The sequence below is a fragment of the Agrobacterium sp. K11 genome (genome assembly GCF_059429395.1).
The window spans coordinates 200,548-224,114 of sequence record NZ_JCAHRB010000003.1 but is presented as its reverse complement, the minus strand read 5'-3'; the positions used below and the strand labels follow the sequence as shown (position 1 = coordinate 224,114).

The following is a 23,567-nucleotide window of genomic DNA, read 5'->3' as shown; positions in this document are numbered from 1 at the left end:
GTCTGTCAGACATCCACGCCGTAGGATTGCAGATCCTGCTTCAGCTTTTCCGCTCCGGTAAAATGCACCGCCTGCCAGCCGGCGGCCTTGGCGCCTTCGACATTCACAAGCGTATCGTCAATGAAGATGCTTGCGGCAGGGTCGAGGCCAAATTCCTTGGCGTGCAGCTCGTAGATCGCCACATCCGGTTTCAGCAGCTTCACATCGCCAGAAACCGTCACGCCGCGCGGCAGGGTGAGGAAGGGGAACATCTTCTGCGCTTCGCGGAAGGTATCGGAGGCGAAGTTGGTCAGCATCGTCACGTCGTGACCGTTGTCGATCAGGCCGGTCATGATCGCGACGCTGTCGTCATAGGAATGCGAGACCATCTCATGCCAGAACTTGCGGAAGGCGCGGATATGCTCTTCCCGCTCGGGAAACTGCTCCATCAGCAGCGCCTCGGCGTCTTCCCAGCCGCGTCCGCGATCCTGTTCGAGGTTCCAGTCATGGGTGCAGACATTCTCGAAGAACCATTTGCGCTCGTCGGCATCGGGAATGAGGCGACTATAGGGAATATGCGGATCGTAGTGGATCAGTACCTTGCCGATGTCGAATACGATATGCTCAATCTTGGTCATCGAAACTTCCTGCTTTCATCGAATGCGGATGGAATAGCCTGTGCGATGACTTTTTTCATCACCGTCGGCAAGGCTTGCGCGTCAAGATTTGTAACCGGCTCCCACCATCCGTCATCCGCGCCAGTTTCAAGCCCATCCGGCACCTGTGCCCGATAGACGGTGAGCCGCAGCTCGAAATGGGTGAAGACATGCACAATGACGCCCGCCGCTTGCCAAGGCGCGGCAAAAGGCGCGTGGCTCGTGTCGGTGCCGCCATCCACGCGGGCGGTCCATGCCGTTGTCGGCACCTCCGTCATGCCACCAAGAAGGCCGCTTTCTATGCGCCGCCGCAGCAGAATTTCGCCGCTTGCATTCACCGCCACGAAGGCGGCTCCCAGCCGCACCGGTTTTGCCTTTTTCGCGGCCTTGACCGGAAACCGCTCCGGCTCGTCATGGGCAAGCGCCAGACAGCCGCCATTGAACGGACAGAGCGCGCAGGCAGGGCGCTTCGGCGTGCAGATCGTCGCACCGAGATCCATCATCGCCTGCGCAAAATCGCCCGGCCGGTCGGGAGGCGTAAGCTCCGCCACCTTCGCCTTCATGGCGGGTTTCGAGCCAGGCAGGGGGGCATCTATGGCGAAAAGGCGGGAGATGACGCGCTCCACATTACCGTCCATCACCGCCGCCTGCCGGTTGAACGCAATGGCCGCCACGGCAGCAGATGTATAGTCGCCGATGCCGGGCAGCTTCTTCAGGCCCTCTTCGGTATCGGGAAAGACGCCGCCATGCTCTTTCGCCACGGCTTCCGCACATTTTTTCAGGTTGCGGGCGCGGGCGTAATAACCAAGTCCCGCCCATGCAGCCATCACATCCTCAACCGGCGCCGCCGCCAGATCGCTGACATGAGGCCACGTCGCGAGGAACTTCAGGAAATAGGGTTTCACCGCCTGCACCGTCGTCTGCTGCAACATCACTTCGGAGAGCCAGACATGATAGGGATCGGCACGTTTTCCTTGTGCCGCCATGGCCGGCGAGGTGCGCCAAGGCAACTCGCGATGGTGGCGGTCGTACCATGCGAGCAGCATCTGCGCGTGCGATGAGGGGGCGGTTTTTTGAAGCATGGTTTGCCGTTTCTCTTCGATTCGGCCTATAGTTGGGCCATTCATACCGACCTATCAAGAAGCTCCGGACTGTGCGGTCCTGAAACCCGAGTGAAAAATGCGATATCCACGCAAAGGCGTCATCCAGATTGCCGAAATAGCCAATGGCATCATGGATCCCCTCCTGTCGAAACGGGCGGGCATCAACACGGCGCTGCTCGGCTCGTGGGACGAGATCGCCGGCGATGACTTCGCCGATTGCACGCGGCCGGAAAAGATTACCTGGCCGCGCCGCGACGAAGGGCCGGATCGCGGCGGCTACCAGCCGGGCGTGCTGACGATTGCCTGCGAAGGCGCGCGGGCTCTGTTCCTCACCCACGCACAGGGCGAGCTCATCGCCCGCATCAACGGCTTTTTTGGCTTTCCGGCGGTACGCCAGATCAGGATCGTGCAGAAGCCGGTATCGCAGCCCGTTCCCCGCCGGCGAAAGCCGCCGCCGCTGCGCGGTGATGCGGCAAAACGTCTCGATGACATGATGGACGGCATCGAGAGCGAAGCGCTGCGCAAGGCAGTGGAAAGGCTCGGCACGGCGGTGATGCAGAAGAAGAAGCCGCGGGGCGGGACGATTTGATGTCGCGCACGGTCCTTGACTGGTCACAATTCTTTGACAAGAAGAGTTCAAAACCCCGCTTGTGATGAACAGGCCGTCGCTATATCGGAATCAACAGACAATAGAGTCTATTACCAACAGGTGCTTTCATGCATTTTTCCGAACTGACCATTTCCCGTCGCAGCCTTCTCGGCGGCGTTGCACTTGCTGCCCTTGCCACGGCCCTGCCGTTTGCCTTCACGTCGGGCGTTGCCCAGGCGCAGGAATTGCCTGAATCCACCGGTGACGTGGATATGGCTGCGGTGTTGAAGCCCGGTCCGCTGCCGGAAGCGGCGCTCGGCGATGCGAACGCTCCCGTAAAGATCGTCGAATATATGTCGATGACCTGCCCGCATTGCGCCAATTTCCACAACAAGACCTTTGACGAGATCAAGAAGAAATACATCGATACCGGCAAGGCCTATTTCGTCATCCGCGAATTCCCGTTCGATCCGCGTGCCGCCGCTGCATTCATGCTGGCGCGCTGCGCACCGGAAGGACAGTATTTCCCGTTCGTTTCCATGCTGTTCAAGCAGCAGCAGAGCTGGGCAACAGCCCAGGATGCCCGTGCGGCCCTGCTGCAATTGTCGAAAATGGCCGGTTTCTCACAGGAGTCTTTCGAGGCCTGCTTGACGAACCAGAAGCTTCTGGATGATGTGAACGCAACGATGCAACGCGGTGCGACGGAATTCGGCGTCAACTCCACGCCGACTTTCATCATCAACGGCAAGAAATACGCGGGAGACATGTCGGTTGAAACCATGTCGGCTGTCATCGACAAGCTGCTCTGATCGCCGAACCCTTAAAGGAACGGGCGGCGGGTATTTCCGTTCGCCCGTTTTTTATTGCCGTTATTTCAGGCGGAGCGGAGCGGCATGAAGTTCAACAAGCTCCGCGTCGTCGGTTTCAAATCCTTCGTTGAACCCTCGGAATTCATCATCGAGCCGGGTCTGACCGGTGTCGTGGGTCCCAATGGTTGCGGCAAGTCCAATCTGGTCGAAGCGCTTCGCTGGGTGATGGGCGAAAACTCCTATAAGAACATGCGCGCATCCGGCATGGATGACGTCATCTTCTCCGGTTCCGGCAATCGCCCGGCCCGCAACACCGCCGAGGTCGGCCTTTATCTCGACAATTCCGATCGCACCGCGCCCGCCGCCTTCAACGATGCCGATGAAATTCAGGTGACGCGCCGCATCGAGCGCGAAAACGGCTCGGTCTATCGCATCAACGGCAAGGAAGCGCGCGCCAAGGATGTGCAGCTTCTGTTTGCCGATGCCTCCACCGGCGCGCGTTCGCCCTCGATGGTGGGGCAGGGGCGTATCGGTGAACTCATCAATGCCAAGCCGCAGGCCCGCCGCCAGCTTCTGGAAGAGGCGGCCGGCATTTCCGGCCTGCATTCCCGCCGCCATGAAGCGGAGCTTCGCCTGCGCGCTGCCGAAACCAATCTGGAGCGGCTGGAGGATGTGACCGCCCAGCTTGAAAGCCAGATCGAAAGCCTGAAACGCCAGGCGCGGCAGGCCAACCGTTTCAAGATGCTGTCGGCGGATATCCGCGCCCGCGAGGCGACCCTGCTGCATATCCGCTGGGTAGAAGCCAAGGAAGCCGAAGGCGAAGCGGAAAGCGCGCTTAATCAGGCCACGAACATCGTTGCCGAAAAGGCGCAGGCGCAGATGGAGGCGGCCAAACAGCAGGGCATTGCCAGCCTGAAGCTGCCGGAATTGCGCGAGGATGAAGCGCGTGTCGCTGCCGCCCTGCAACGTCTGCAGATTGCCCGCACCCAGCTGGATGACGAGGCGAACCGCCTGCTGCGCCGCCGTGATGAGCTGGCGCGCCGTCTGTCGCAGCTTGGCGAAGACATCGTTCGCGAAGAACGACTTGTCTCTGATAACGCCCAGATCCTTGCGCGGCTCGATGAGGAAGAGGCAGACCTTCTCGAAATTCTCGCCGATTCCGGGCGTCATGCCGAAGAGATGCGCGAAGCCTTTGAGGCAGCTGCCGCTAAACTGACTGAAAGCGAAACCGTTTTCACTGCCATCACCGCCGAGCGCGCCGAGGCCGCCGCCGGGCGCCAGCAGCTGGAACGGGCGATCCGCGAGCTTTCCGATCGTAAACTCCGGCTGGAACGCCAGTCGCAGGAGGCATCCTCCGAGATCGATGCCGTCGATGAAAAACTCTCCGGCCTTCCCGATCCTTCGGAGCGCCGCGAGGCGGTCGAGGCAGCCGAGATCGCGGTGGAAGACGCTCTGATCGTGGCGGAGGAAGCCGAAGCCGCCGTTGCCGAGGCGCGTTCCGCCGAAGCGCTGGCGCGCGGCCCGCTGGAAACGGCGAGAAACCGCCTGAACGCTCTGGATACGGAAGCGCGCACCATCACCAAAATCCTGGCGGCCAGTGCTGCCGCCAATGGCAGCTTCACGCCGGTGGCGGAAGAAATGACGGTGGAACGTGGTTTTGAGGCAGCGCTTGGTGCAGCCCTTGGCGACGACCTCGAAAGTGCCCTTGATCCCGCTGCTCCCGCCTATTGGGCCGGCAATGGCGATGGTGCGGGCGATCCTGCTTTGCCGCAGGGCGTCAAGCCGCTTCTGAACTATGCGCAGGCGCCGGACGCATTAAGGCGCGGTCTCGCCCAGATCGGCGTTGCAGCCGACACTGCGGAAGCCTTGCGCCTGATGCCGTCGCTGAAGGCCGGTCAGCGGCTGGTGACGCGCGAGGGCGCGCTGTTTCGCTGGGATGGCCACATCGCCAGCGCTGATGCGCCGGGAGCCGCCGCCCTTCGTCTGGCACAAAAGAACCGGCTTGCCGAAATCGAGACGGAACTGGAAGAGGCCCGTTTCAGTCTGGAGGAGGCCGAAGAACAGCTCTCCATCAGGACCGACGACATCAAAAGCGCCGAGTTGCGGCTTTCGGAAGTGCGCGACAGAAGCCGGCTGGTGACGCGTCATCTTGCCGAGGCACGAGAGGCGCTGACATCAGCCGAACGCGCCTCGGGCGATCTTCTGCGCCGCCGGGATATCGTCTCGGAAGCGCTGAACCAGATCGGCGCGCAGATCGACGAGATCGTCGTTCAGGAAGAAAACGCCCGCATCGAAATGGAAGATGCACCGGATCTTTCCGCTCTTGATCTGCGCCTGCGTGAAAGCCAGCTGGAAGTCGCCACAGACCGTGGCCTGCTGGCAGAAGCGCGCGCCCGCCACGAGGGGGTGAGCCGCGAGGCGGAAAGCCGCCAGCGCCGGCTTCAGGCAATCGCGCAGGAGCGCTCAACCTGGGCATCGCGGGCCGCCAGTGCCGCCGATCACATCGCCACCCTGCGCGAGCGTGAGGAAGAGGCGCGCGAGGAAATCGCCGAACTAGACATTGCGCCGGAAGAGTTCGACGAGAAACGCCGCAACCTCCTGACCGAGCTTCAGAAAACCGAAGACGCCCGCCGCTTGGCCGCGGACCGGCTGGCGGAGGCAGAAAACCTGCAACGCGCCGCCGACCGCGTTGCCACCACCGCCCTTTCCGAACTGGCAGAAGCCCGTGAAAAGCGCGGCCGCGCCGAAGAGCGGCTTGTTTCCGCCCGCGAGAAGCGGCAGGAAACCGAACATCGCATCCGCGAAACGCTGAATACCGAGCCGCATATGGCGTTGCGCCTGACCGGCCTTGGTCCCGACCAGCCGAAGCCCGATATTCGCGATGTCGAGCGCGATCTCGACCGGCTGAAGATAGAGCGTGAAAGACTGGGCGCCGTCAACCTGCGTGCCGAGGAAGAGCAGGCGGAGCTTTCCGCCAAGCTCGCGGCCCTCATCAAGGAACGCGACGATATCATCGACGCGGTGCGCAAGCTGCGCGCCGGTATCCAGAACCTCAACCGCGAAGGCCGTGAACGGTTGATTGCGGCCTTCGATGTGGTCAATTCGCAGTTCCAGCGGCTTTTCACCCATCTGTTTGGTGGCGGCACGGCGGAATTGCAGCTGATCGAATCCGACGATCCGCTGGAAGCCGGCCTGGAAATTCTCGCCCGTCCTCCGGGCAAGAAGCCACAGACCATGACGCTGCTTTCCGGCGGTGAACAGGCGCTGACGGCCATGGCGCTGATCTTTGCGGTCTTCCTGACCAATCCCGCACCGATCTGCGTGCTGGACGAGGTGGACGCGCCGCTCGACGACCATAATGTCGAGCGTTACTGCAACCTGATGGACGAAATGGTTGCCTCCACCGAAACGCGTTTCGTCATCATCACCCACAATCCCATCACCATGGCGCGCATGAACCGCCTCTTCGGCGTCACCATGGCCGAACAGGGCGTGTCGCAACTGGTTTCCGTGGATTTGCAGACTGCCGAGCAACTGCGCGAAGCCGTCTGAGTTTCCCGTTCCGGGTCTGCCCCTTAAGCCTTGTCCATCGCGAATTTATCTGGCCGCATCACCCATTCGGGTGGGCGACAATGCGCGGCATTTTGCTATGTCTTTTTGAAAGGAATTTGGGCTCTTTCCAGACCCCCCATCCGGTTTCCTGTACCGGATGGAAAGCCTTGCGAGGTCGCTGCCGTGGCCTCGCAAGGCTTTTTTTGGTGTTGTGCCTCGCGTCCCTCGTTCCTGTACCAGTCACAGGAAACCAGCCGACTTGCCGCCCTCTTATACCGGCACCAACCGCAGCCGCGTGCCCCACGGATCAATCGCTTCCACAACCTTGTTTTCCATCTCCACCAGCACATAACCGGCCGCCCGCAGCCGCGTTTTCTGCGCTTCAAGGTCCGTGGGATTTTTGATGGCAACAGAGAACCAGTCGAGGCCGGTTTCGGTGGCGTTGCGCTCTTTCGCCCCCCGGCTGTTCCATGTGTTGACGGCTAGATGGTGGTGATATCCGCCCGATGACAGGAAGGAGGCATCCGAACGGGCATCCTGCGTCGGTTTGAGACCAACGGCTTCCTCGTAAAAGGCGCGTGCGGTGGCAATCTCGCCGACCCGCAGGTGAATATGCCCGATGCGCATGCCGCAAGGTGCGGCCTCGTAATCGCTCTTTTTGGTGTCGGTCAGCGTTACGAGATCATCGACGTCGAGCGGTTCGGTCCCCATCTTAACCACGCTGCCGCTCCAGACCCATGTGTCCTTCGGCCGGTCGCTGTAAACCTCGATGCCGTTGCCTTCGGGATCGTTGAGATAGACCGCTTCACTGACATTATGGTCCGCAAAGCCTGTGAGCGGCACCTGCCTTAACGCCGCATGTACCAGCCACCGCGCCAGATCCTTGCGGGTGGGCATCAGATAGGCGATGTGGAACAGACCGGCTGAGGTGGGGCTTTCATAATCCGCCGTTGGCTTGTGAACGAGATCAAGCAGGGGAACGGTGCCGGCGCCGAGCGTCACGCCCCGTGCGTTGCGCGCAACCTCATTCAACCCGAGCACGGAACGGTAATAATCGATCATCGGATCGAGATCGCGCACCCGAAGCGCCGCCTGACTGACATGCATCGGGGTTGTCAGCGCAAAGGGAAGGGCGGTGCCTGCACTTGCTGCGGGTGGGTCGCCTTCTGCTCTAAGAGCACCAGCAAGGGCGGTGGCGGCGCAAGAAATTCCGGCAAATTTCAACGTGTGGCGGCGAGTAAATTGCATGAATAATCTCTTTTTGGGCGATGTGGATGGCTTAGGGAACACTCCGTTTCTGCGCACTACACGAATGCGTCAGTAACGCTGTTATTTTGCTTTTGCGGCAATTCTGGCGCGCAATTCGCCGCAATTATGCTGCACTGCGATGTAAACTGGACGTTGTGGCGTTTCCAACATGCTGCCAATGCTGTAGATGATAGAAAAATGACAACGCTTCTGGGTGGAGAGCGTGGAATGAAAAAGTGGGTTTATACCTTCGGCAACGGTGCTGCCGAAGGCCGGGCAGGTGACGTTGCTATATTGGGCGGCAAGGGTGCAAACCTTGCCGAAATGGCAAGTCTCGGCCTTCCCGTTCCCCCCGGCCTCACCATCATAACCGATGCCTGCGCCCTTTATCACAAGAACGGCCGCGATCTCCCCGAAGAGCTGAAGCTGCAGGTCATGGCCGGCATCCACGGCATGGAAGCCGTGACCGGCAAGACATTCGGCGGCAGCCAGACGCCGTTGCTGTTGTCGGTCCGATCAGGCGCGCGTGCCTCAATGCCGGGTATGATGGACACGGTGCTCAATCTCGGCCTCAACGACCGCACGGTGCAGGCGCTGGGCCACGATGCGGGCGACGCCCGTTTCGCCTGGGACAGCTATCGCCGTTTCATCCAGATGTATGCCGATGTCGTCATGGGTCTCGACCATGAGCTGTTCGAGGAAATTCTCGAAGACGAGAAAGGCCGGCTCGGCCATGAATACGATACCGATATGTCGGCGGTCGAGTGGCAGCATGTCGTTGCGCTTTACAAGCAACTGATCGAGGACGAGCTGGGAGAGGCTTTCCCGCAGGATTGCCATGTTCAGCTCTGGGGCGCGATCGGTGCAGTCTTTGCCAGCTGGACGAACCATCGCGCCGTAACCTACCGGCACCTGCACAATATTCCCGGCGATTGGGGCACGGCGGTCAACGTCCAGGCCATGGTCTTTGGCAATCTCGGCTCGTCATCGGCAACCGGCGTTGCCTTCACCCGCAATCCCTCCACCGGAGAGGCGGAGCTTTACGGCGAGTTCCTCGTCAATGCCCAGGGTGAAGATGTGGTGGCGGGCATCCGCACGCCGCAATCCATCACCGAGGCCGCGAGGCTGGCGTCGGGTTCCGACAAACCCTCCATGGAAAAGCTGATGCCGGAGGCTTTCGCCGCGTTCATGGTGATCTGCAAGCGGCTGGAGACCCACTATCGCGACATGCAGGATCTGGAATTTACCATCGAGCGCGGCAAGCTCTGGATGCTCCAGACCCGTTCCGGCAAGCGCACCACACGCGCCGCCATGAAAATCGCCGTCGATATGGTCGAGGATGGGCTGATTTCGCAGGAAGAAGCCGTCTGCCGCATCGAGCCGTCATCGCTCGACCAATTGCTGCACCCCACCATCGATCCCGGTATTTCCCGGCCCATCATCGGCTCCGGCCTGCCTGCCTCCCCGGGGGCGGCAACCGGCGAGATCGTCTTTACCTCGGAAGAAGCGGTCGCTGCGGAAGCTGAAGGCCGAAGCGTCATTCTGGTCCGCATCGAAACCAGTCCGGAAGACATTCACGGCATGCATGCCGCCGAAGGCATTCTGACCACGCGCGGCGGCATGACCAGCCACGCCGCCGTGGTAGCGCGCGGCATGGGCATTCCCTGTGTTACCGGTGCGGGTTCGATGCGCGTCGATATGCGCAACAAGGTGCTGATCGGCGTTGGCTGCATGCTGAAACGCGGCGATGTCATCACCATCGACGGCTCTTCCGGCCGGGTGATGAAAGGTGAAGTGCCGATGACGCAGCCTGAACTGTCAGGCGACTTCGGCAAGCTGATGCAATGGGCCGATAATCTGCGCCGTATGACAGTGCGCACCAATGCTGATACACCGGCCGATGCCCGCGCCGCCCGTGCTTTCGGTGCAGAAGGTATAGGTCTTTGCCGCACCGAGCATATGTTCTTCGAAGGCGATCGCATTCATGTGATGCGCGAGATGATTCTCGCCGAAAGCGAAAAGGGCAGGCGGGCAGCGCTTGATCGGCTTTTGCCGATGCAGCGTTCGGATTTCACCGAGCTTTTCCAGATCATGCACGGCCTGCCGGTGACGATCCGCCTGCTTGATCCGCCGCTGCACGAATTCCTGCCGAAGAGCGATGGCGAGATCGTAGAGGTCGCCGCCGCCATGGGCATGCCGCAGACCGTATTCCGCCAGCGGCTGGATGCGCTGCACGAATTCAATCCCATGCTCGGCCATCGCGGCTGCCGGCTTGCCATTTCCTATCCCGAAATTGCCGAAATGCAGGCGCGCGCCATTTTTGAGGCTGCGGTTGCGGCGGCGCGCATCACCGGTGCACCTGTCGTGCCTGAGATCATGGTGCCGCTGGTCGGCCTCCGGTCCGAACTCGATTACGTCAAGGCCGTCATCGACACTGTGGCCGCCGAGGTGGCGGAAGAGACCGGCATGACGCTCGAATATCTGACCGGCACCATGATCGAGTTGCCGCGTGCGGCGCTGCGCGCGCATGTGATTGCGGAAGCTGCGGAGTTCTTCTCCTTCGGCACCAACGATCTGACGCAGACGACCTTCGGCATTTCCCGTGACGACGCGGCACGTTTCATCAACACCTATCAGCGCAAGGGCATTATTGAACGCGACCCGTTCATCTCGCTCGATTTCGACGGTGTGGGAGAACTGATCCGCATTGCCGCCGAGCGCGGCCGCCAGACGCGTCCGGAGCTGAAACTCGGCATCTGCGGCGAACATGGCGGCGACCCGGCCTCGATCCATTTCTGCGAGGATGCGGATCTCGACTACGTGTCCTGCTCGCCCTTCCGCGTGCCCATCGCGCGTCTTGCCGCCGCGCAGGCGACACTTGCCGCAAGGGCAAGGCAGGGTGAAACCGCCAGCAATGTCGCCTTCATTCCGGTCAGGGGTTTGGTTGGACGATGATCCGCCGCTCCACCACCACCGGACGATAGAACATGTCGCGGTTCATCTGCGCCTGCCAGGCGCGGTTGTCGGCGCGGCGATCCATTTCCAGATCGAGAAGGCAACCCGCCATGGGGTCGGTGCCGGGGCGGAAACCATAACCCCGGCATGTCGCCTCATCCCGCGCCCGGCGCTCTTCCGGCGTCAGCGTCTGGCAGGCGGTGAGCGCCAGTAGAGCGGCGAGCGAACCTAAGACGATGGAAACGCGCATTTTGTTTCTCCCTAGAACATGACTGCCGGGCGGCACTTTTATTGCCGCGATTGATACGCCTGATTCATGATCGGGAAAAGCGGGTGAAGACTGGAAAGTTGCATCGTCTATTGCCTAATGCCGCAATCTTCTTTTCACGCCAGGGATGTCCGCGGCCGCCACCCGTTCTTGTTTTGCATTATTACTCTGAGCAGCCGTCCAGTATCGTGCCCCTGCTATCTTCAAGCGAGGCGTTGCTGCCTTTCGTGCGCAAAGTGTAGCTATAGTTCGGGTCGATTGCGTTATAAACCGCTCCGGACGCCGATATTGTTTCCGCCATAGGTATCATTTCTTCCATCTGCTGCAGGATCGCGAAGCTTTTTCCATCGGCGCCGTTGACGTAAACTACACGTAGGACTTCGTTCTTGGCGCACGAATAGGACACGGAATCAACAGTTGTTCCCGCTGCTGCGGTCAAATTAGGGAATGCAATGAAGGAGAAAATACTCAGGAGAATTATAGACGATTTTTTCATATTTTTTCTCGGTGCAATTTTGTTTCCCATAATTATATTAGGGTAATTGCAGTTAAAATTGATGATTCGCAAATTTATACTTCAATATTTTTGGGATTATTGTCAATGTGGGCATCGCTAAAGTGATAGCGACGCCCGTCATGGAGATATGAAGGTACCACCCCGGCGGCACCACTTTCATTCGTTCTTCACTCAGGCGGCCACCGCGTCGCGGTCATCGAGCGCCTCGATGTCCTTGGCGTTGTTATAGACTGCCTCGTCCAGAATGCCTTCACGTTTGGCGACGATGGTGGGCACCAGCGCCTGACCGGCGACGTTGACGGCCGTGCGGCCCATGTCGAGGATCGGGTCGATGGCGAGCAGCAGGCCAACACCTTCGAGCGGGAGACCGAGCGTGGAGAGCGTCAGCGTCAGCATCACCACGGCACCCGTCAGGCCCGCCGTTGCGGCCGAGCCAAGCACCGAGACGAACACGATCAGCACATAGTCCTGAATGCCGAGCGGCACCTGGAAGAACTGGGCGATGAAGATCGCCGAAATCGCCGGATAGATGGCGGCGCAGCCGTCCATCTTGGTGGTGGCGCCGAGCGGCACGGCGAAGGCGGCATATTCGCGCGGCACGCCGAGGCTCTTTTCCGTCACGGTTTCGGTGACGGGCAGGGTGCCGATGGAGGAGCGCGACACGAAGGCGAGCTGGATTGCCGGCCATGCGCCCGCAAAGAAGCGCGATGGTTTCAGGCCATGGGCGAGAAGCAGCGCCGGATAGACCACGAAGAGAACCAGCGCCAGACCGATATAAACGGCCGCCGCATACCAGCCAAGCTGCGAAAGCGTCGTCCAGCCATATTGGTCAACGGCGCGACCGAGCAGGCCGATGGTGCCAATGGGCGTGAGGCGGATGACCCACCACAGGATCTTGCGCACGATGGCAAGCAGCGACTGGTTGAAGGCAAGGAACGGCTCCGCCGCCTTGCCCGCTTTCAGCGCCGCGACACCAAAGGCAATCGACACCACGAGCAGCTGCAACACGTTGAAGTTCAGCGAGGTGCTGGCGGAACCGTTATTGACCTTGGTCGAGGCCTCGAGGCCGAACACGTTGGCCGGGACGAGACCCTTCAGGAAGTCGAGCCAGGAACCGGTGGAGGAGGGTGCTGCCGTTGCGGTATTGGCAATCGCGGTGTTCACGCCCGGCTGAATGACGAGGCCAAGGACGATGCCGATGACCACGGCGATCAGCGCCGTGATGGCGAACCACAGAAGCGTCTGCCAGACGAGCTTTGCCGCATTGGAGAGGTTCTTGAGATTGGCGATGGAGGCGACGATGGCCGTGAAAATCAGCGGCGGCACCAGCGCGCGCAACAGCTGCACGAAAATGCTGCCGATGGTCTGCAACGTCACGGAAAGCCAGTTCGGGCTGCCGGCGGCATCAGGACCGATATTGCGCGCAACGAGCCCGAGCAGCAGGCCGATGACCATGGCGATCAGAACCTGAAAGCCGAAGTTGCGATAAAAGGGTTTTGACCCGGATGAGCGGGCTGGCGTCGTTGCCTGTGACATGGCTTGTCTCTTTTTTATGCAAGAAAACGAGGATAATGCACTTTTTACACGCATTCTCGAAGGAAGTGACGAAGAATACGCCGATTTCCTCAGCAAATAAGGGATGAGCTTGCGTATTTGTTGCACTGCCGATGCATTATTCTCTTAAAGGGAGATAATGCGGAAAAATATTCCGCTCTATCGTGGACGCGGCCTTTTACGCGCTCAAAAACGATGTCGGAGGCTGGAAGAGCGTTTGCGTTTGCTGAGGCCGTTGCGTTCCCACGCCGTCACCCCGGACCAAATCCGGGGTCCCTTGCGATCAAGTCGTTGATCGCGGGAGGCTTCTTTCAGCATGCAGACGCACCGTGGCTGGATGCCGGATCAAGTCCGGCGCGACAAACGTGGGTTTACGCACTTTACCCGCAGATCAGACCCGTCCTTGTTTTCCTAACCGCAAATCCGGTCTATGACATCATATGCAGGTGATTCCCTTGCCAGATTTCGGGTGCAACGCTTTTACGCCAATGCGATCTAACGGATATCCGCTTCCATGACTGTGCGTTTCGTCCGGCCTTTTTCAGTTGCAGCCTATCTTTCCCGCTATCTCGGTATGGCGGCGCTGGCGCTTTTTCTTGTCGCCGCCGGCATCCACCGTTTCGGACCGTTGACGACGCCCGATCTCGTCGGCCTGCTGATGATTGCCGCTGGAATCGCTTTGGTGGCGATGCTTCTGGCGTTGGTTGGGCTTGAACGGCTATGGACCACGGGTGCGCGCGGCGGCCTTTCTGCGCTTGCCGCGCTGCTGATGTCGGCACTGCCGCTCGGCGTCGTCGGTTACGGCGCATTTCTGTACTGGCAGCAGCCAAAGATTTACGACATCTCCACCGATCTTGCCGATGCGCCGGAATGGCTGTTGCCGCCCGTTGCCAATCAGCAATGGCTGTCAAGACCGGCCACTGTTGCAAAAGCGGACCGGGACGCGCAGGCGGTGGCCTATGCGAGCCTTGCCGGACGCCGTTATGAAGGTGCGATAGACCGCATCTACACCGCCGCCAAAAAAATGGCCGCCGCCCAGAGCATCCGCATCACCCATACCAAAGGCGTCATCGGCACGGTGGAGCCGCCCTCCGTCGGCGTTCCCGAACAGGACAAGTCTCAGCCCACCGAGGAAGCGCCGGTAGAGGACCTCCCCTCCATCGTGCCGGTTCCCATGGCACGGCCGGTCGAGGCACCGCAGCCCACCTTCTTTAACGGCAGCGGCGTGGTGCTGATGCAGGGCGAAAAGCGCACGCGCATCTGGGGCCTGCGTTTCGACATCCTCATCCGCCTGAAAGAGGAGGCGGAAACCACGATCGTCGATGTGCGCGTTGCCTCCCGTTACGGCCCGCACGATCTCGGCATGGGTGCAGCAATCGCAGAAGCCTATCTCGATGCGCTGGACGCGGAAATGCAGGGCCTGAACGACAATTGAGGCTCAGTTTCCTTCTTCGTCATTCCGGCTCAATGCCGGAACGACGGGAAAATGCGACGGTGGTTGAAATGTTTGAACCGGATATGATGACGCCGATATGAGCGTTGCGCCCAGACGCCTGCCTCACGCCGGAAAATATTCCCCCAGTAACGAAGGCGCACCCTCGGTCCGCACCTCGCCCTTTTCGATCAGGTCTTCGATATGGGCCAGTACGGAAAGTGCCGCAGCCCCATGCAGGCGTTTGTCGGTGCTGGCATAGATCACCTTCACCATATCGGCTATCCGCCGGTCGCCTTCCCGGATGCGCTTCAGAACTGCCCGTTCCCGCATGCGGCGGTGGGCGCGAAGCCCGCGCATGAAGGCTGCGGGATCGTTGACCGGGCCGCCATGGCCGGGCAGGAACAGCCGGTCGTCGCGGGCGAGCAGGCGCTCCAGCGAGGCCATGTAATCGCTCATCGACCCATCAGGCGGTGCGACGATGGTGGTGGCCCAGGCCATGACGTGATCGGCGGAAAAGACGATGCCGCTGCCTTCCAGTGCGAAAGCGGCGTGGTTGGCGGTGTGCCCCGGCGTGTGCAGCGCCGTCAGCGCCCAGCCGTCGCCGGAAAGGCTCTGCCCGTCGCCAAGTGCCACATCCGGCACGAAAGCCGTATCGGAACTTTCGGCAAAGGGATTGGTCTCACCCACATGCAGTGGCCGGGCGGCGCGGTGCGGGCCCTCCGCAACCGTGATAGCGCCGGTCGCCTGCCGCAGCCGCTGCGCAAGCGGCGAGTGATCGCGATGGGTGTGGCTGACGAAGATATGGGTAACCTCGCGACCATCAAGCGCCGCCATCAGCGCCTGAAAATGCGCCTCATCCTCCGGGCCGGGATCGATGACGGCAACGGACCGGTCGCCGACGATATAGGAGTTGGTGCCATGGAAGGTAAACGCGGAAGGATTGTTGACGGTGATGCGCTGGATGAGCGGGGCAACGGGAACCGCCTCGCCATAGGCCGGCCTGAAATCGAGATCGAATGCCGGGTCCGCCATCAAGACCTCCTGAAATATGCCATGCCACGCAGAGCCGCAGCCTCAGCCGCGCAATCGCCAAGCCCTAACATGCCATGTCAGGCACGGCATCCAAAAAGCTTGGATTTTGTGAAAAAATAAGCCGTCAGGTCATTGCCGCGTCGGGCAGGCTTTGCTAATCAGGCCCGGTTCAGGCAGCGGCGTTTCGCCCAAGCTGCCCTGTTGGGGCGTCGCCAAGCGGTAAGGCACCGGTTTTTGGTACCGGCATTCCCAGGTTCGAATCCTGGCGCCCCAGCCATCACTTCCAAAATCAGAACAGCGTGCACAGGTGCCGGCGTGCATCTATCAGCCGTACCATTTCACTGCGATCCCGGATGTTGTGACGCGCGAAAACCTGCCCTCCGTCATCACCAGCCTTGACCCAAGAATCCACAAGCCGTTGAAATCCATGGATCCTCGCGAAGAGGTCAGGATGACGCGTGTGTGTTAAGGGCCTGCTTAAACAGAAACGCCGCGCATCCAAAGACACGCGGCGTCCAAACTTAAAATCGCGGCTAAGCCTTAAAGCGCGATATCCGGAACCTTCTTCACCGGCGCGCCAGCAGGTGCCGCTCCCGCGCCCTTCAGCGCGCCAAGATCGATCTGCGGCGGGGTCGGCAATTGCAGGTGCTCGGCCGTATAGGCCCATTCCTGCTGCACTTTTTCCGGGTCGTCATTGAGCTTGGTGCCGTAGCTCGGAACGATCTGGCGGATCTTGGCCTGCCATTCCGGTGTTGCCACCTTGTCCTTGAAGACCTTTTCCAGAACGCTCAGCATGATCGGTGCCGCCGTGGAGGCGCCAGGGGAGGCGCCGAGCAGACCGGCGATGCTGCCATCCTGCGCGGCGACGATTTCCGTGCCGAGCCTGAGTACACCGCCCTTTTCCTCGTCGCGCTTGATGATCTGCACGCGCTGGCCCGCCTGCCACAGGCGCCATTCGCCCTGCTTCGCGTTCGGGAAATATTCCTTCAACGCGGCAAAGCGGTCGTCGTCCGACATCATCAGCTGGCCGGCGAGATATTCCACCAGCGGATATTCATCGATGCCGACGCGCACCATCGGCCAGGCATTGCTTGTCGTGACGGAGGAGACGAGATCGAAATAGGAGCCTTCCTTCAGGAACTTGGTGGAGAAGGTGGCGAAAGGTCCAAACAGGATGACGCGCTTGCCACCAAGCACGCGGGTATCCAGGTGTGGAACCGACATGGGCGGCGAGCCGACCGAGGCCTTGCCGTAGGCCTTGGCCAGATGCTGCATCGTCACGTCAGGATTGTCGTTGATCAGGAACGAGCCACCGACCGGGAAACCGGCGTAATTGTCGCCTTCCGGAATACCGGACATCTGCAACAGATGCAGCGCACCGCCGCCGGCGCCGATGAACACGAATTTCGCATCCACGGTCTGCTCAGCATCGGTCTTCAGGTTGCTATAGGTCACGCGCCAGCTGCCATCGGCATTGCGCTGGATATCGGAAACCTCGCTGTTGACCTGCAGGTCGAAATTCCGGTCGCTTTGCAGATGCGAAACGAACTGGCGGGTGATCTCGCCGAATTCCATGTCGGTGCCGAGCGGCGACCAGGTCGCGCCGATCTTCTGGGAAGGATCGCGCCCTTCCATCATCAGCGGCACCCATTTCTTAAGCTGCTCGGGGTCGCTGGAATATTCCATGCCGGCAAAAAGCGGGCTTGCCTTCAACGCTTCGTAGCGCTTTTCGAGATAGGCGATGTTCTCATCGCCCCAGACGAAGCTCATATGCGGCGTGTGGTTGATGAAGGAGCGCGGGTTCTTCAAAACGCCGTTACGTACCTGCCATGCCCAGAACTGCCGGGAAATCTGGAAGGATTCGTTGATGTTGACGGCTTGGCTGATCTTGATGTTGCCGTTGTCGTCTTCCGGCGTGTAGTTCAGCTCGGCAAGCGCGGAATGGCCGGTGCCGGCATTGTTCCAGCCGTTGGAGCTTTCAAGCGCCACGCCGTCCAGCCGCTCGAGCATCTGCATCGACCAGGTTGGCTCCAGTTCACGCAGCCACACGCCGAGCGTCGCGCTCATGATGCCGCCACCGATCAGAAGCACGTCGACCTTCTTGGTAGCCGTATTGGCGAGAAGCGAGGATGTCGGCAGCGCTGTCGCTGCAAGCCCTGCGAGCGCAGTGCCGAGAACCTGTCTGCGGTTCATTGGAAGCGCATGGGAGGGAAGCGCGTCTGAGGAAAGATCAGTGAGCTGGGATTTGTCTTGATCGATGGGAGTCACGGCCATACCTGATTCTTGTTTTGTGTTAAAAACACTCCTCCCAGCCGCCCCGTTACAGCAAAGCCGAAACAGGCACAACCCTGACTTATTCACTCCAGTTCAAGCGCTTTTGCGGGGATTTTGCCGGGACATAAGGTCGCATTGGCAGTTTTTGCCATTTTGCGGATTGTCATTTTTGTGGTCGCGAGGATTAGACGGTGCTTTCAAACGGTTGAAAGTGTCTCAAGCGCGAATATCGCGAACACGCCGTCAATTCGGCGTTTGCCGCGCTTGGCGGATCAGGTCGCGCTGGTCCGTGTGAAAAAAATTCAGGAAAAATGAGAATAATCGCAAAAAAAAGTGAAAAGGCCCGCCGGTTAGGGCAGGCCTTGGCTCGTTTCGTCTGCTGGACGAAAACTCAGTTTGCGGCGAGGAATTCCGCGCAATAGCTCGGGCCGTTGACGCCGGGGCGGTCGGAAACCGTGCGTACCGAAGTGATCGTGTAGTCGCTGGAGACGGTGAGCTGAACCGTGCAGGAGAGCGAGGCGGTGCGGGCGGGCGAAATCTGGCGACCCTTCTTGCCGTCCTTGCCTTCTTCGAACTTGGCCGGAATGGTGGCCTTCTTGTAACCGCCGCGCCAGTTATAGATGGTCGAGCTGCCGGTTTCCGTGTCGCTCAGCGGCGGGCCGAATTTTGCAAAGAAAATACCTGCGGACTGACCGACCCACCGCGTTTCAACGGGGCTCTTCTGGGTGAAGGAAGGGGCAGAGCCCGTCGATGTCGTACAGGCGGAGAGCGCAATGGCGAGCCCTGCGAGCGTTACGCTGCGAAATAGCATGGTGAAATGTCCTTTGTGCCGTGTCCGGCTTCCCGCCGGTCATTACGTTCCCCTAGCAGATTTGGCGGCGACGGGCAGGGGAGCTGTGCCGCTTGACGAAAATTTCCTGCCACAATTGCTTTTTTGTAACGTTTTCCTACACGCCGCCCGGTGCGGCAGGCACTTGGCGACCGCCCTTCGCAGCGCGTTGAAAACTTGTCACAAAAAATGCAATATGCCGCTTGTCGAATGCTGGAGGCTGGTCTATAGAAGCGCCGCTGGTCACGGAGTGTAGCGCAGTCTGGTAGCGCACGTCGTTCGGGACGACGGGGTCGGAGGTTCGAATCCTCTCACTCCGACCAGCTTAAGCCCAATATTTCCCGGGGCTTTCAAATGATCCCAACACTTCTGAAGATCCTTGGATCAAGGCATCGTACCGAGACCTGACCGTTTAAAACCGGACGGGTAAACGCATTCGGCGTCCGCGGCTGCAAATCACGACTTTGGTGATTGCACGGAATGTCAATTTCTCCTCCTCGCCAACGGGAGAATGAGCAAAACGCAAACAAGAGCCGTCGGCCAGAAGTCGGTTAAACCATCCCAGGACCAATTCCAGAAGTAATAACCCTCCAGATGGGGAGGAGGCATTTCTACGGACACCTCGTAGTCCCGCTTTTCCCGGCCATGAAAATGACCGGCGGCGAAGGCCAGACCGATTATCCACGCCATTCGCCAGCTAACGAGCAGGCGAAGCAGAACGGCGACAATCGCCGCCATGATGACGGCCTCTAGAATGTGCCCCGCCCAATCCCAATGGTCTTGAATGTAGGTCCAGTCGATCATCGGTAGCGGTAATCACCGCGCCAGTCGCGACGATCGCGCCAATCCCTCCGGTCGCGCCGGTCGCGACGGTCATAGTCACGGTAGTGGCTATCGCGTTCATAGGTGCGGTAGTACACGCCGGTCGTATAATATCCGCCGCTACGGTAGCCCCGATCATCGACACAGCCGCTTAGGATGCCCACTGAAACAAGGCAGATCGCTGCAGTCAGAATTTTCATAATCTTCATCTCCCAATGACGGACGCTAACGTGCGCTGAACCACGCAGTTCCATTGCTGAGAGAGTGAGGTGTCGGTCATTAACCGGGCCTGAACACAGCGCCATGACGCTGGCCATCTTCTGGGCTCTGCCAAGCGTCGAAAGCTTGATGCGTTTGACGTTATCGACTGCGATGAACCCGTCGTCAGCGCAGTCGCAGGGAACGCAACTGCGCCTCAACCGTTATCCCACCACAACAACGATGGAGGATAACATGCTAAAAGGTATTGCACTGTGGGCGATGGGTGTTCCGATTTTTGTGATCATTCTGCTTTACATGTTCGTGTTTTAAACGAGGCCTGATCCAAAGGCTTTCAAACAAAAAAGGCGACCGCTTGGACGGTCACCTTTTTGTTGTGCGCGCGTGTCTGTCAGTCCAGATCGCTGATCAGCCGTGAGGCTGTCGCGCCATCTGTGCGGCGAATGTCGATCTCGTCGCGGTGCTTGGCCAGCAGTTCGCTTGCCAGAAGCTTCTCGGCCAGATGGGCGGGCAGGGAGAGAATGACGCGGTCACCCTGTTCTTCCGTTGCGCCAACGCTGCGTTTGCCGGCAATCATGCCACCCGCCACCGTGTTGTTGGTGTCGGGGTCGATCAGGATGAAGGAGCCGGTTGCCCGGTTCTGCTCATAGGCATCGAAGATCGCCGTCTCGTCGAAGGAGAGCCGCACCTTGCCGATGGCGTTCATCGGCAGCGATGTCTCGTGCGCCTGCCATTCGCCTTCTTTCAGGTTGAGCTGGCTGACCGGCTGCACGCTGACGCGCTGGCGGCGGCTGCCGCTTTTCAGCCAGTAACGTTTGCCGGCCTCGATGCCACCTGGCTGCAACGCCACGATCTGCGCGTCGAAGGCAAGCCCTGTCTGCGGTTGTGCCTCGATGGACACGATCATGTCGCCGCGCGAGACGTCCACCTGACGGTCGAGAACGAGCGTGACCGCGTCACCAGCAACGGCGGCGTTACGCACCAGATCGAAAGTGACGATCTGCTTGACATTCGCGACCATGCCCGACGGCAGCACGACAACGCTGTCGCCCGGCTTGACCGAGCCGCCGGCAACCGTGCCCTGATAACCGCGGAAACTTTCGCCGGGGCGCGACACGCGCTGTACGGGGAAGCGGAAACCACCCGATTGCGCCGAGCGCACCGTGGCAAGCTCCAGCGTTTCGACCAGCGTCGGGCCTTCATACCAGGGCATGGAGGCCTTGCCTGATAGCACGACGTTTTCGCCCTTCAGCGCCGACATTGGAATGGCTGTGATCTGCTTGATGCCGAGGTCGGAGGCGAAATCGCGGAATTCGTGGGCAATCAGTTCAAAACCTGCCTTGTCGTAATTCGTCAGGTCGATCTTGTTGATGGCCAGCACGAATTGCCGGATGCCCATCAGCGCCGCGATGGTGGCGTGTCGGCGTGTCTGTTCCAGAATGCCGGTGCGCGCATCGACCAAAAGTACGGCGAGATCGGCCGTGGAAGCGCCGGTCGCCATGTTGCGGGTATATTGCTCATGGCCGGGCGTGTCGGCCACGATGAAGGCGCGCCGGTCGGTTGAGAAATAGCGATAAGCGACATCGATGGTGATGCCCTGTTCGCGCTCTGCCTGCAACCCGTCGAGCAGCAGCGCGAAATCTGGCAGGCCGAGATCGTTCTGCTTGCCGCTATCGCGATGCAGGGTAGCGGCCTGATCTTCCTTGACGGCCTTGGTGTCCCACAGGAGACGGCCGATCAGGGTCGATTTGCCATCATCGACGCTGCCGCAGGTGATGAGACGAAGCGGGCGCGTATCACGCGTCGCCTTCGAATGTTCGGCAAAGGGCAGAATGGTGGCCGTGGAGGCGGTGTTGGTAGCAGCGGCGGTCATCAGAAATAGCCCTCGCGCTTCTTCTTCTCCATCGAGCCGGACTGGTCTCGATCGATGGCGCGGCCCTGCCGCTCGGAAACGGTGGCGATTTCCAGCTCTGCGATGACCTCCTGAAGCGTCGCCGCCTCGGAGTGGATCGCGCCGGTCAGCGGGAAGCAGCCGAGCGTGCGGAAGCGGATCGAGCCGTGCTGGATCTCTTCGCCGGGCAGCAGCTCCAGCCGCTCGTCTTCGGCAAGGATCATCATGCCGTCACGCTCGATATAGGGGCGCTCGGCAGCGTAATAGAGCGGCACCAGCGGAATGTTTTCCGCCTCGATGTAACGCCAAATATCGACTTCGGTCCAGTTGGAGAGCGGGAAGGCGCGCACGCTTTCACCCTTGCGGACCATGCCGTTATAGATGTTCCACAGCTCAGGGCGCTGGTTGCGCGGGTCCCATTTATGGTCCGGCGTGCGGAAGGAATAGATGCGCTCCTTGGCGCGGCTTGCTTCCTCGTCGCGGCGCGCACCGCCGAAGGCGGCATCGAACGGACCGGCGTCCAGCGCCTGGCGCAGCGCTTCCGTCTTCATGATGTCGGTGTAGAGCGCCGAACCGTGGGTGAAGGGCGTCACGTTTTCGCTCGCGCCGCGCGGGTTTGTATAGGAGATGAGATCGAGGTCATATTCCTTGACGATCTTGTCGCGGAATTCGATCATTTCCTTGAATTTCCAGCCCGTATTGACGTGCAGCAGCGGGAATGGCACGCGGCCTGGGAAGAATGCCTTGCGCGCCAAATGCAGCAGCACGGATGAATCCTTGCCGATGGAATAGAGCATCACGGGATTGTCGAATTCGGCGGCGACTTCACGGAAGATATGAATGGCTTCGTTTTCAAGCGCCTTCAGATGCGGATCGAGCGGCGGCTTGGATGCGACAGTATTCTTGCTGTCCGTCTCGTGGACTGCGTTGGACATTTTAAACTCCGGAACTGGTCTGAATGATTATCGTTGTGGGATGGCGGAAATGGCGGACGTCTGGTCCGCACCGGCGACGTGAAGACCGCATTCGCGCTTCTCGTCGTTTTCCCACCACCATCGTCCGGCGCGCTCAGGCTCGCCGGGCTTGATAGCGCGTGTACACGGCTCGCAGCCGATGGAGGGGTAACCACGCGCATGCAACGGATTGACGGGAATGTTTTCAGAAGCGACATAGGCCTTGATCTGGTCGATGTCCCAGTCCGCCAAGGCATTGACCTTGATCAGATTACGCTCAGCGTCGAATTCGGCAAAAGGTGTGGTAGCACGATTGCCCGACTGGCCGCGGCGGAGCCCGGTGATCCAGAAGGTGGCACCTTCCAGCGCCTTGCCGAGCGGGATCAGCTTTCTGACATGACAGCAGGCGTGACGGGCCTCGATGCTTTCGTAAAAACCGTTGAGGCCGTATTTTTCGGCATAGGCGTCGATATCGTCCTGTTCGGGCCGGAAGCGACGGATGTCGATGCCGAAGCGTTCCTCGGTTTCCTCGATGAGATCGACGGTTTCCTTGAAGAGCCGGCCGGTTTCCAGCGTCACGACGTCAATCGGCAACCGGTGGGTGCCGATGGCCGCCGTGATGACCTGATCCTCGATGCCGAGGCTGGTGGTGAAGACCGCACGGCCGCCAAGACCGGCGATAAAGGAAAGTCGTCCCGCAAGATCGAGCCCGGCAAGCGTGGCGTCGAGGGAAGCGGTATCGGCAGAGGCATTTGCTGAATTGATCGTCATTGTCACGTCCGGGATTTCCATGGCCGATTATTGTTGAAATCGGGCCTCTGGAACAGAAATGACAGTCTTTGTGCGCTGCACTTCAGAGCAAAAATGCCTCACGCGCACGAT

General features: G+C 60.1%; 20 protein-coding genes and 2 tRNA genes. 8 read left to right on the top strand and 14 right to left on the bottom strand.

Going from position 1 to position 23,567, the window contains the following annotated elements; all coding sequences use genetic code 11:
- Positions 1-5: 5 nt before the first annotated feature.
- Together AC5SEO_RS06290 and mutY are read right to left on the bottom strand one after the other, a co-directional pair.
- On the bottom strand, positions 6-617 hold the full coding sequence (locus tag AC5SEO_RS06290; protein ID WP_003511829.1) for an HAD family hydrolase: 612 nt from the start codon (positions 615-617) through the stop codon (positions 6-8).
- Positions 614-1,717 (bottom strand): A/G-specific adenine glycosylase, encoded by a 1,104-nt coding sequence (mutY, locus tag AC5SEO_RS06285; RefSeq protein ID WP_174068051.1) that lies wholly within the window; start codon positions 1,715-1,717, stop codon positions 614-616. The genes AC5SEO_RS06290 and mutY overlap by 4 nt, the downstream gene beginning before the upstream one ends.
- A gap of 97 nt (positions 1,718-1,814) precedes the next feature.
- On the opposite strand from mutY, the gene AC5SEO_RS06280 reads away from it, so the two are divergent.
- The 3 genes from AC5SEO_RS06280 (at position 1,815) to AC5SEO_RS06270 (ending at position 6,688) form a co-directional block, all read left to right on the top strand.
- Complete coding sequence (locus AC5SEO_RS06280; protein ID WP_003511832.1) at positions 1,815-2,327, top strand: DUF721 domain-containing protein; 513 nt, start codon at positions 1,815-1,817, stop codon at positions 2,325-2,327.
- A gap of 128 nt (positions 2,328-2,455) precedes the next feature.
- Positions 2,456-3,136 carry a DsbA family protein gene (locus AC5SEO_RS06275; RefSeq protein ID WP_174068052.1) on the top strand — a complete coding sequence of 227 codons (681 nt, stop codon included), beginning with the start codon at positions 2,456-2,458 and terminating at the stop codon, positions 3,134-3,136.
- A gap of 84 nt (positions 3,137-3,220) precedes the next feature.
- A complete protein-coding gene (locus AC5SEO_RS06270; protein WP_003511835.1) occupies positions 3,221-6,688 on the top strand; it encodes a chromosome segregation SMC family protein in 3,468 nt (1,155 codons plus the stop codon).
- 270 nt (positions 6,689-6,958) lie between these two features.
- Here the strand turns inward: AC5SEO_RS06270 and AC5SEO_RS06265 are convergent, their stop codons facing one another.
- Positions 6,959-7,936 carry a VOC family protein gene (locus AC5SEO_RS06265; RefSeq protein WP_174068053.1) on the bottom strand — a complete coding sequence of 326 codons (978 nt, stop codon included), beginning with the start codon at positions 7,934-7,936 and terminating at the stop codon, positions 6,959-6,961.
- 228 nt (positions 7,937-8,164) lie between these two features.
- On the opposite strand from AC5SEO_RS06265, the gene ppdK reads away from it, so the two are divergent.
- Positions 8,165-10,891 carry a pyruvate, phosphate dikinase gene (ppdK, locus tag AC5SEO_RS06260; protein WP_174068054.1) on the top strand — a complete coding sequence of 909 codons (2,727 nt, stop codon included), beginning with the start codon at positions 8,165-8,167 and terminating at the stop codon, positions 10,889-10,891.
- Here ppdK and AC5SEO_RS06255 read toward each other — a convergent pair.
- The 3 genes from AC5SEO_RS06255 to AC5SEO_RS06245 form a co-directional block, all read right to left on the bottom strand.
- On the bottom strand, positions 10,869-11,141 hold the full coding sequence (locus AC5SEO_RS06255) for a hypothetical protein (RefSeq protein ID WP_003511845.1): 273 nt from the start codon (positions 11,139-11,141) through the stop codon (positions 10,869-10,871). The genes ppdK and AC5SEO_RS06255 overlap by 23 nt on opposite strands.
- A 181-nt stretch (positions 11,142-11,322) precedes the next feature.
- Positions 11,323-11,655 carry an MliC family protein gene (locus AC5SEO_RS06250; RefSeq protein ID WP_041694318.1) on the bottom strand — a complete coding sequence of 111 codons (333 nt, stop codon included), beginning with the start codon at positions 11,653-11,655 and terminating at the stop codon, positions 11,323-11,325.
- Between the two features lie 192 nt (positions 11,656-11,847).
- Positions 11,848-13,212: a dicarboxylate/amino acid:cation symporter gene (locus AC5SEO_RS06245; protein WP_174068055.1), complete on the bottom strand. Its 1,365-nt coding sequence runs from the start codon at positions 13,210-13,212 to the stop codon at positions 11,848-11,850.
- Positions 13,213-13,744: 532 nt separating this feature from the next.
- Here AC5SEO_RS06245 and AC5SEO_RS06240 point away from each other — a divergent pair.
- Positions 13,745-14,665 carry a DUF1499 domain-containing protein gene (locus AC5SEO_RS06240; RefSeq protein ID WP_174068056.1) on the top strand — a complete coding sequence of 307 codons (921 nt, stop codon included), beginning with the start codon at positions 13,745-13,747 and terminating at the stop codon, positions 14,663-14,665.
- A 123-nt stretch (positions 14,666-14,788) separates the two neighbouring features.
- On the opposite strand, the gene AC5SEO_RS06235 is transcribed toward AC5SEO_RS06240, so the two are convergent.
- Positions 14,789-15,697, bottom strand: a complete 909-nt coding sequence (locus AC5SEO_RS06235) for an MBL fold metallo-hydrolase (RefSeq protein WP_097101792.1) — start codon at positions 15,695-15,697, stop codon at positions 14,789-14,791.
- A 202-nt stretch (positions 15,698-15,899) separates the two neighbouring features.
- Here AC5SEO_RS06235 and AC5SEO_RS06230 point away from each other — a divergent pair.
- Positions 15,900-15,974: transfer RNA gene (locus AC5SEO_RS06230), tRNA-Gln, on the top strand.
- A 263-nt stretch (positions 15,975-16,237) separates the two neighbouring features.
- Here the strand turns inward: AC5SEO_RS06230 and mqo are convergent.
- Together mqo and AC5SEO_RS06220 are read right to left on the bottom strand one after the other, a co-directional pair.
- Positions 16,238-17,971, bottom strand: a complete 1,734-nt coding sequence (mqo, locus tag AC5SEO_RS06225; protein ID WP_025592695.1) for a malate dehydrogenase (quinone) — start codon at positions 17,969-17,971, stop codon at positions 16,238-16,240.
- A gap of 391 nt (positions 17,972-18,362) precedes the next feature.
- Positions 18,363-18,782, bottom strand: a complete 420-nt coding sequence (locus AC5SEO_RS06220; RefSeq protein WP_003511854.1) for a hypothetical protein — start codon at positions 18,780-18,782, stop codon at positions 18,363-18,365.
- A 264-nt stretch (positions 18,783-19,046) separates the two neighbouring features.
- Between AC5SEO_RS06220 and AC5SEO_RS06215 the strand changes: the two genes are divergently transcribed.
- Positions 19,047-19,123, top strand: a tRNA-Pro gene (locus AC5SEO_RS06215).
- Between the two features lie 160 nt (positions 19,124-19,283).
- Here the strand turns inward: AC5SEO_RS06215 and AC5SEO_RS06210 are convergent.
- Positions 19,284-19,604 (bottom strand): hypothetical protein, encoded by a 321-nt coding sequence (locus AC5SEO_RS06210; protein WP_174068057.1) that lies wholly within the window; start codon positions 19,602-19,604, stop codon positions 19,284-19,286.
- Positions 19,601-19,822 carry a hypothetical protein gene (locus AC5SEO_RS06205; RefSeq protein ID WP_174068058.1) on the bottom strand — a complete coding sequence of 74 codons (222 nt, stop codon included), beginning with the start codon at positions 19,820-19,822 and terminating at the stop codon, positions 19,601-19,603. The genes AC5SEO_RS06210 and AC5SEO_RS06205 overlap by 4 nt, the downstream gene beginning before the upstream one ends.
- A gap of 103 nt (positions 19,823-19,925) precedes the next feature.
- On the opposite strand from AC5SEO_RS06205, the gene AC5SEO_RS06200 reads away from it, so the two are divergent.
- Positions 19,926-20,153 (top strand): hypothetical protein, encoded by a 228-nt coding sequence (locus AC5SEO_RS06200; protein ID WP_174068021.1) that lies wholly within the window; start codon positions 19,926-19,928, stop codon positions 20,151-20,153.
- 79 nt (positions 20,154-20,232) lie between these two features.
- Here AC5SEO_RS06200 and cysN read toward each other — a convergent pair whose 3' ends face one another.
- Genes cysN through AC5SEO_RS06185 form a run of 3 tightly spaced genes read right to left on the bottom strand, consistent with a single transcriptional unit; the run spans position 20,233 to position 23,477 of the window.
- Positions 20,233-21,714, bottom strand: a complete 1,482-nt coding sequence (gene cysN / locus AC5SEO_RS06195) for a sulfate adenylyltransferase subunit CysN (protein ID WP_003511861.1) — start codon at positions 21,712-21,714, stop codon at positions 20,233-20,235.
- On the bottom strand, positions 21,714-22,667 hold the full coding sequence (cysD, locus tag AC5SEO_RS06190) for a sulfate adenylyltransferase subunit CysD (RefSeq protein ID WP_174068059.1): 954 nt from the start codon (positions 22,665-22,667) through the stop codon (positions 21,714-21,716). Before cysD ends, cysN begins: the two co-directional genes overlap by 1 nt.
- A gap of 27 nt (positions 22,668-22,694) precedes the next feature.
- Positions 22,695-23,477: a phosphoadenylyl-sulfate reductase gene (locus AC5SEO_RS06185; protein ID WP_013635643.1), complete on the bottom strand. Its 783-nt coding sequence runs from the start codon at positions 23,475-23,477 to the stop codon at positions 22,695-22,697.
- Positions 23,478-23,567: the final 90 nt, after the last annotated feature.

Coding starts and splice junctions, on each gene's coding strand:
- AC5SEO_RS06290 (WP_003511829.1), bottom strand. CDS start 617: ATGACCAAGATTGAGCATATCGTATTCGACATCGGCAAGGTACTGATC.
- mutY (WP_174068051.1), bottom strand. CDS start 1,717: ATGCTTCAAAAAACCGCCCCCTCATCGCACGCGCAGATGCTGCTCGCA.
- AC5SEO_RS06280 (WP_003511832.1), top strand. CDS start 1,815: ATGCGATATCCACGCAAAGGCGTCATCCAGATTGCCGAAATAGCCAAT.
- AC5SEO_RS06275 (WP_174068052.1), top strand. CDS start 2,456: ATGCATTTTTCCGAACTGACCATTTCCCGTCGCAGCCTTCTCGGCGGC.
- AC5SEO_RS06270 (WP_003511835.1), top strand. CDS start 3,221: ATGAAGTTCAACAAGCTCCGCGTCGTCGGTTTCAAATCCTTCGTTGAA.
- AC5SEO_RS06265 (WP_174068053.1), bottom strand. CDS start 7,936: ATGCAATTTACTCGCCGCCACACGTTGAAATTTGCCGGAATTTCTTGC.
- ppdK (WP_174068054.1), top strand. CDS start 8,165: ATGAAAAAGTGGGTTTATACCTTCGGCAACGGTGCTGCCGAAGGCCGG.
- AC5SEO_RS06255 (WP_003511845.1), bottom strand. CDS start 11,141: ATGCGCGTTTCCATCGTCTTAGGTTCGCTCGCCGCTCTACTGGCGCTC.
- AC5SEO_RS06250 (WP_041694318.1), bottom strand. CDS start 11,655: ATGAAAAAATCGTCTATAATTCTCCTGAGTATTTTCTCCTTCATTGCA.
- AC5SEO_RS06245 (WP_174068055.1), bottom strand. CDS start 13,212: ATGTCACAGGCAACGACGCCAGCCCGCTCATCCGGGTCAAAACCCTTT.
- AC5SEO_RS06240 (WP_174068056.1), top strand. CDS start 13,745: ATGACTGTGCGTTTCGTCCGGCCTTTTTCAGTTGCAGCCTATCTTTCC.
- AC5SEO_RS06235 (WP_097101792.1), bottom strand. CDS start 15,697: ATGGCGGACCCGGCATTCGATCTCGATTTCAGGCCGGCCTATGGCGAG.
- mqo (WP_025592695.1), bottom strand. CDS start 17,971: ATGGCCGTGACTCCCATCGATCAAGACAAATCCCAGCTCACTGATCTT.
- AC5SEO_RS06220 (WP_003511854.1), bottom strand. CDS start 18,782: ATGCTATTTCGCAGCGTAACGCTCGCAGGGCTCGCCATTGCGCTCTCC.
- AC5SEO_RS06210 (WP_174068057.1), bottom strand. CDS start 19,604: ATGATCGACTGGACCTACATTCAAGACCATTGGGATTGGGCGGGGCAC.
- AC5SEO_RS06205 (WP_174068058.1), bottom strand. CDS start 19,822: ATGAAAATTCTGACTGCAGCGATCTGCCTTGTTTCAGTGGGCATCCTA.
- AC5SEO_RS06200 (WP_174068021.1), top strand. CDS start 19,926: ATGACGCTGGCCATCTTCTGGGCTCTGCCAAGCGTCGAAAGCTTGATG.
- cysN (WP_003511861.1), bottom strand. CDS start 21,714: ATGACCGCCGCTGCTACCAACACCGCCTCCACGGCCACCATTCTGCCC.
- cysD (WP_174068059.1), bottom strand. CDS start 22,667: ATGTCCAACGCAGTCCACGAGACGGACAGCAAGAATACTGTCGCATCC.
- AC5SEO_RS06185 (WP_013635643.1), bottom strand. CDS start 23,477: ATGGAAATCCCGGACGTGACAATGACGATCAATTCAGCAAATGCCTCT.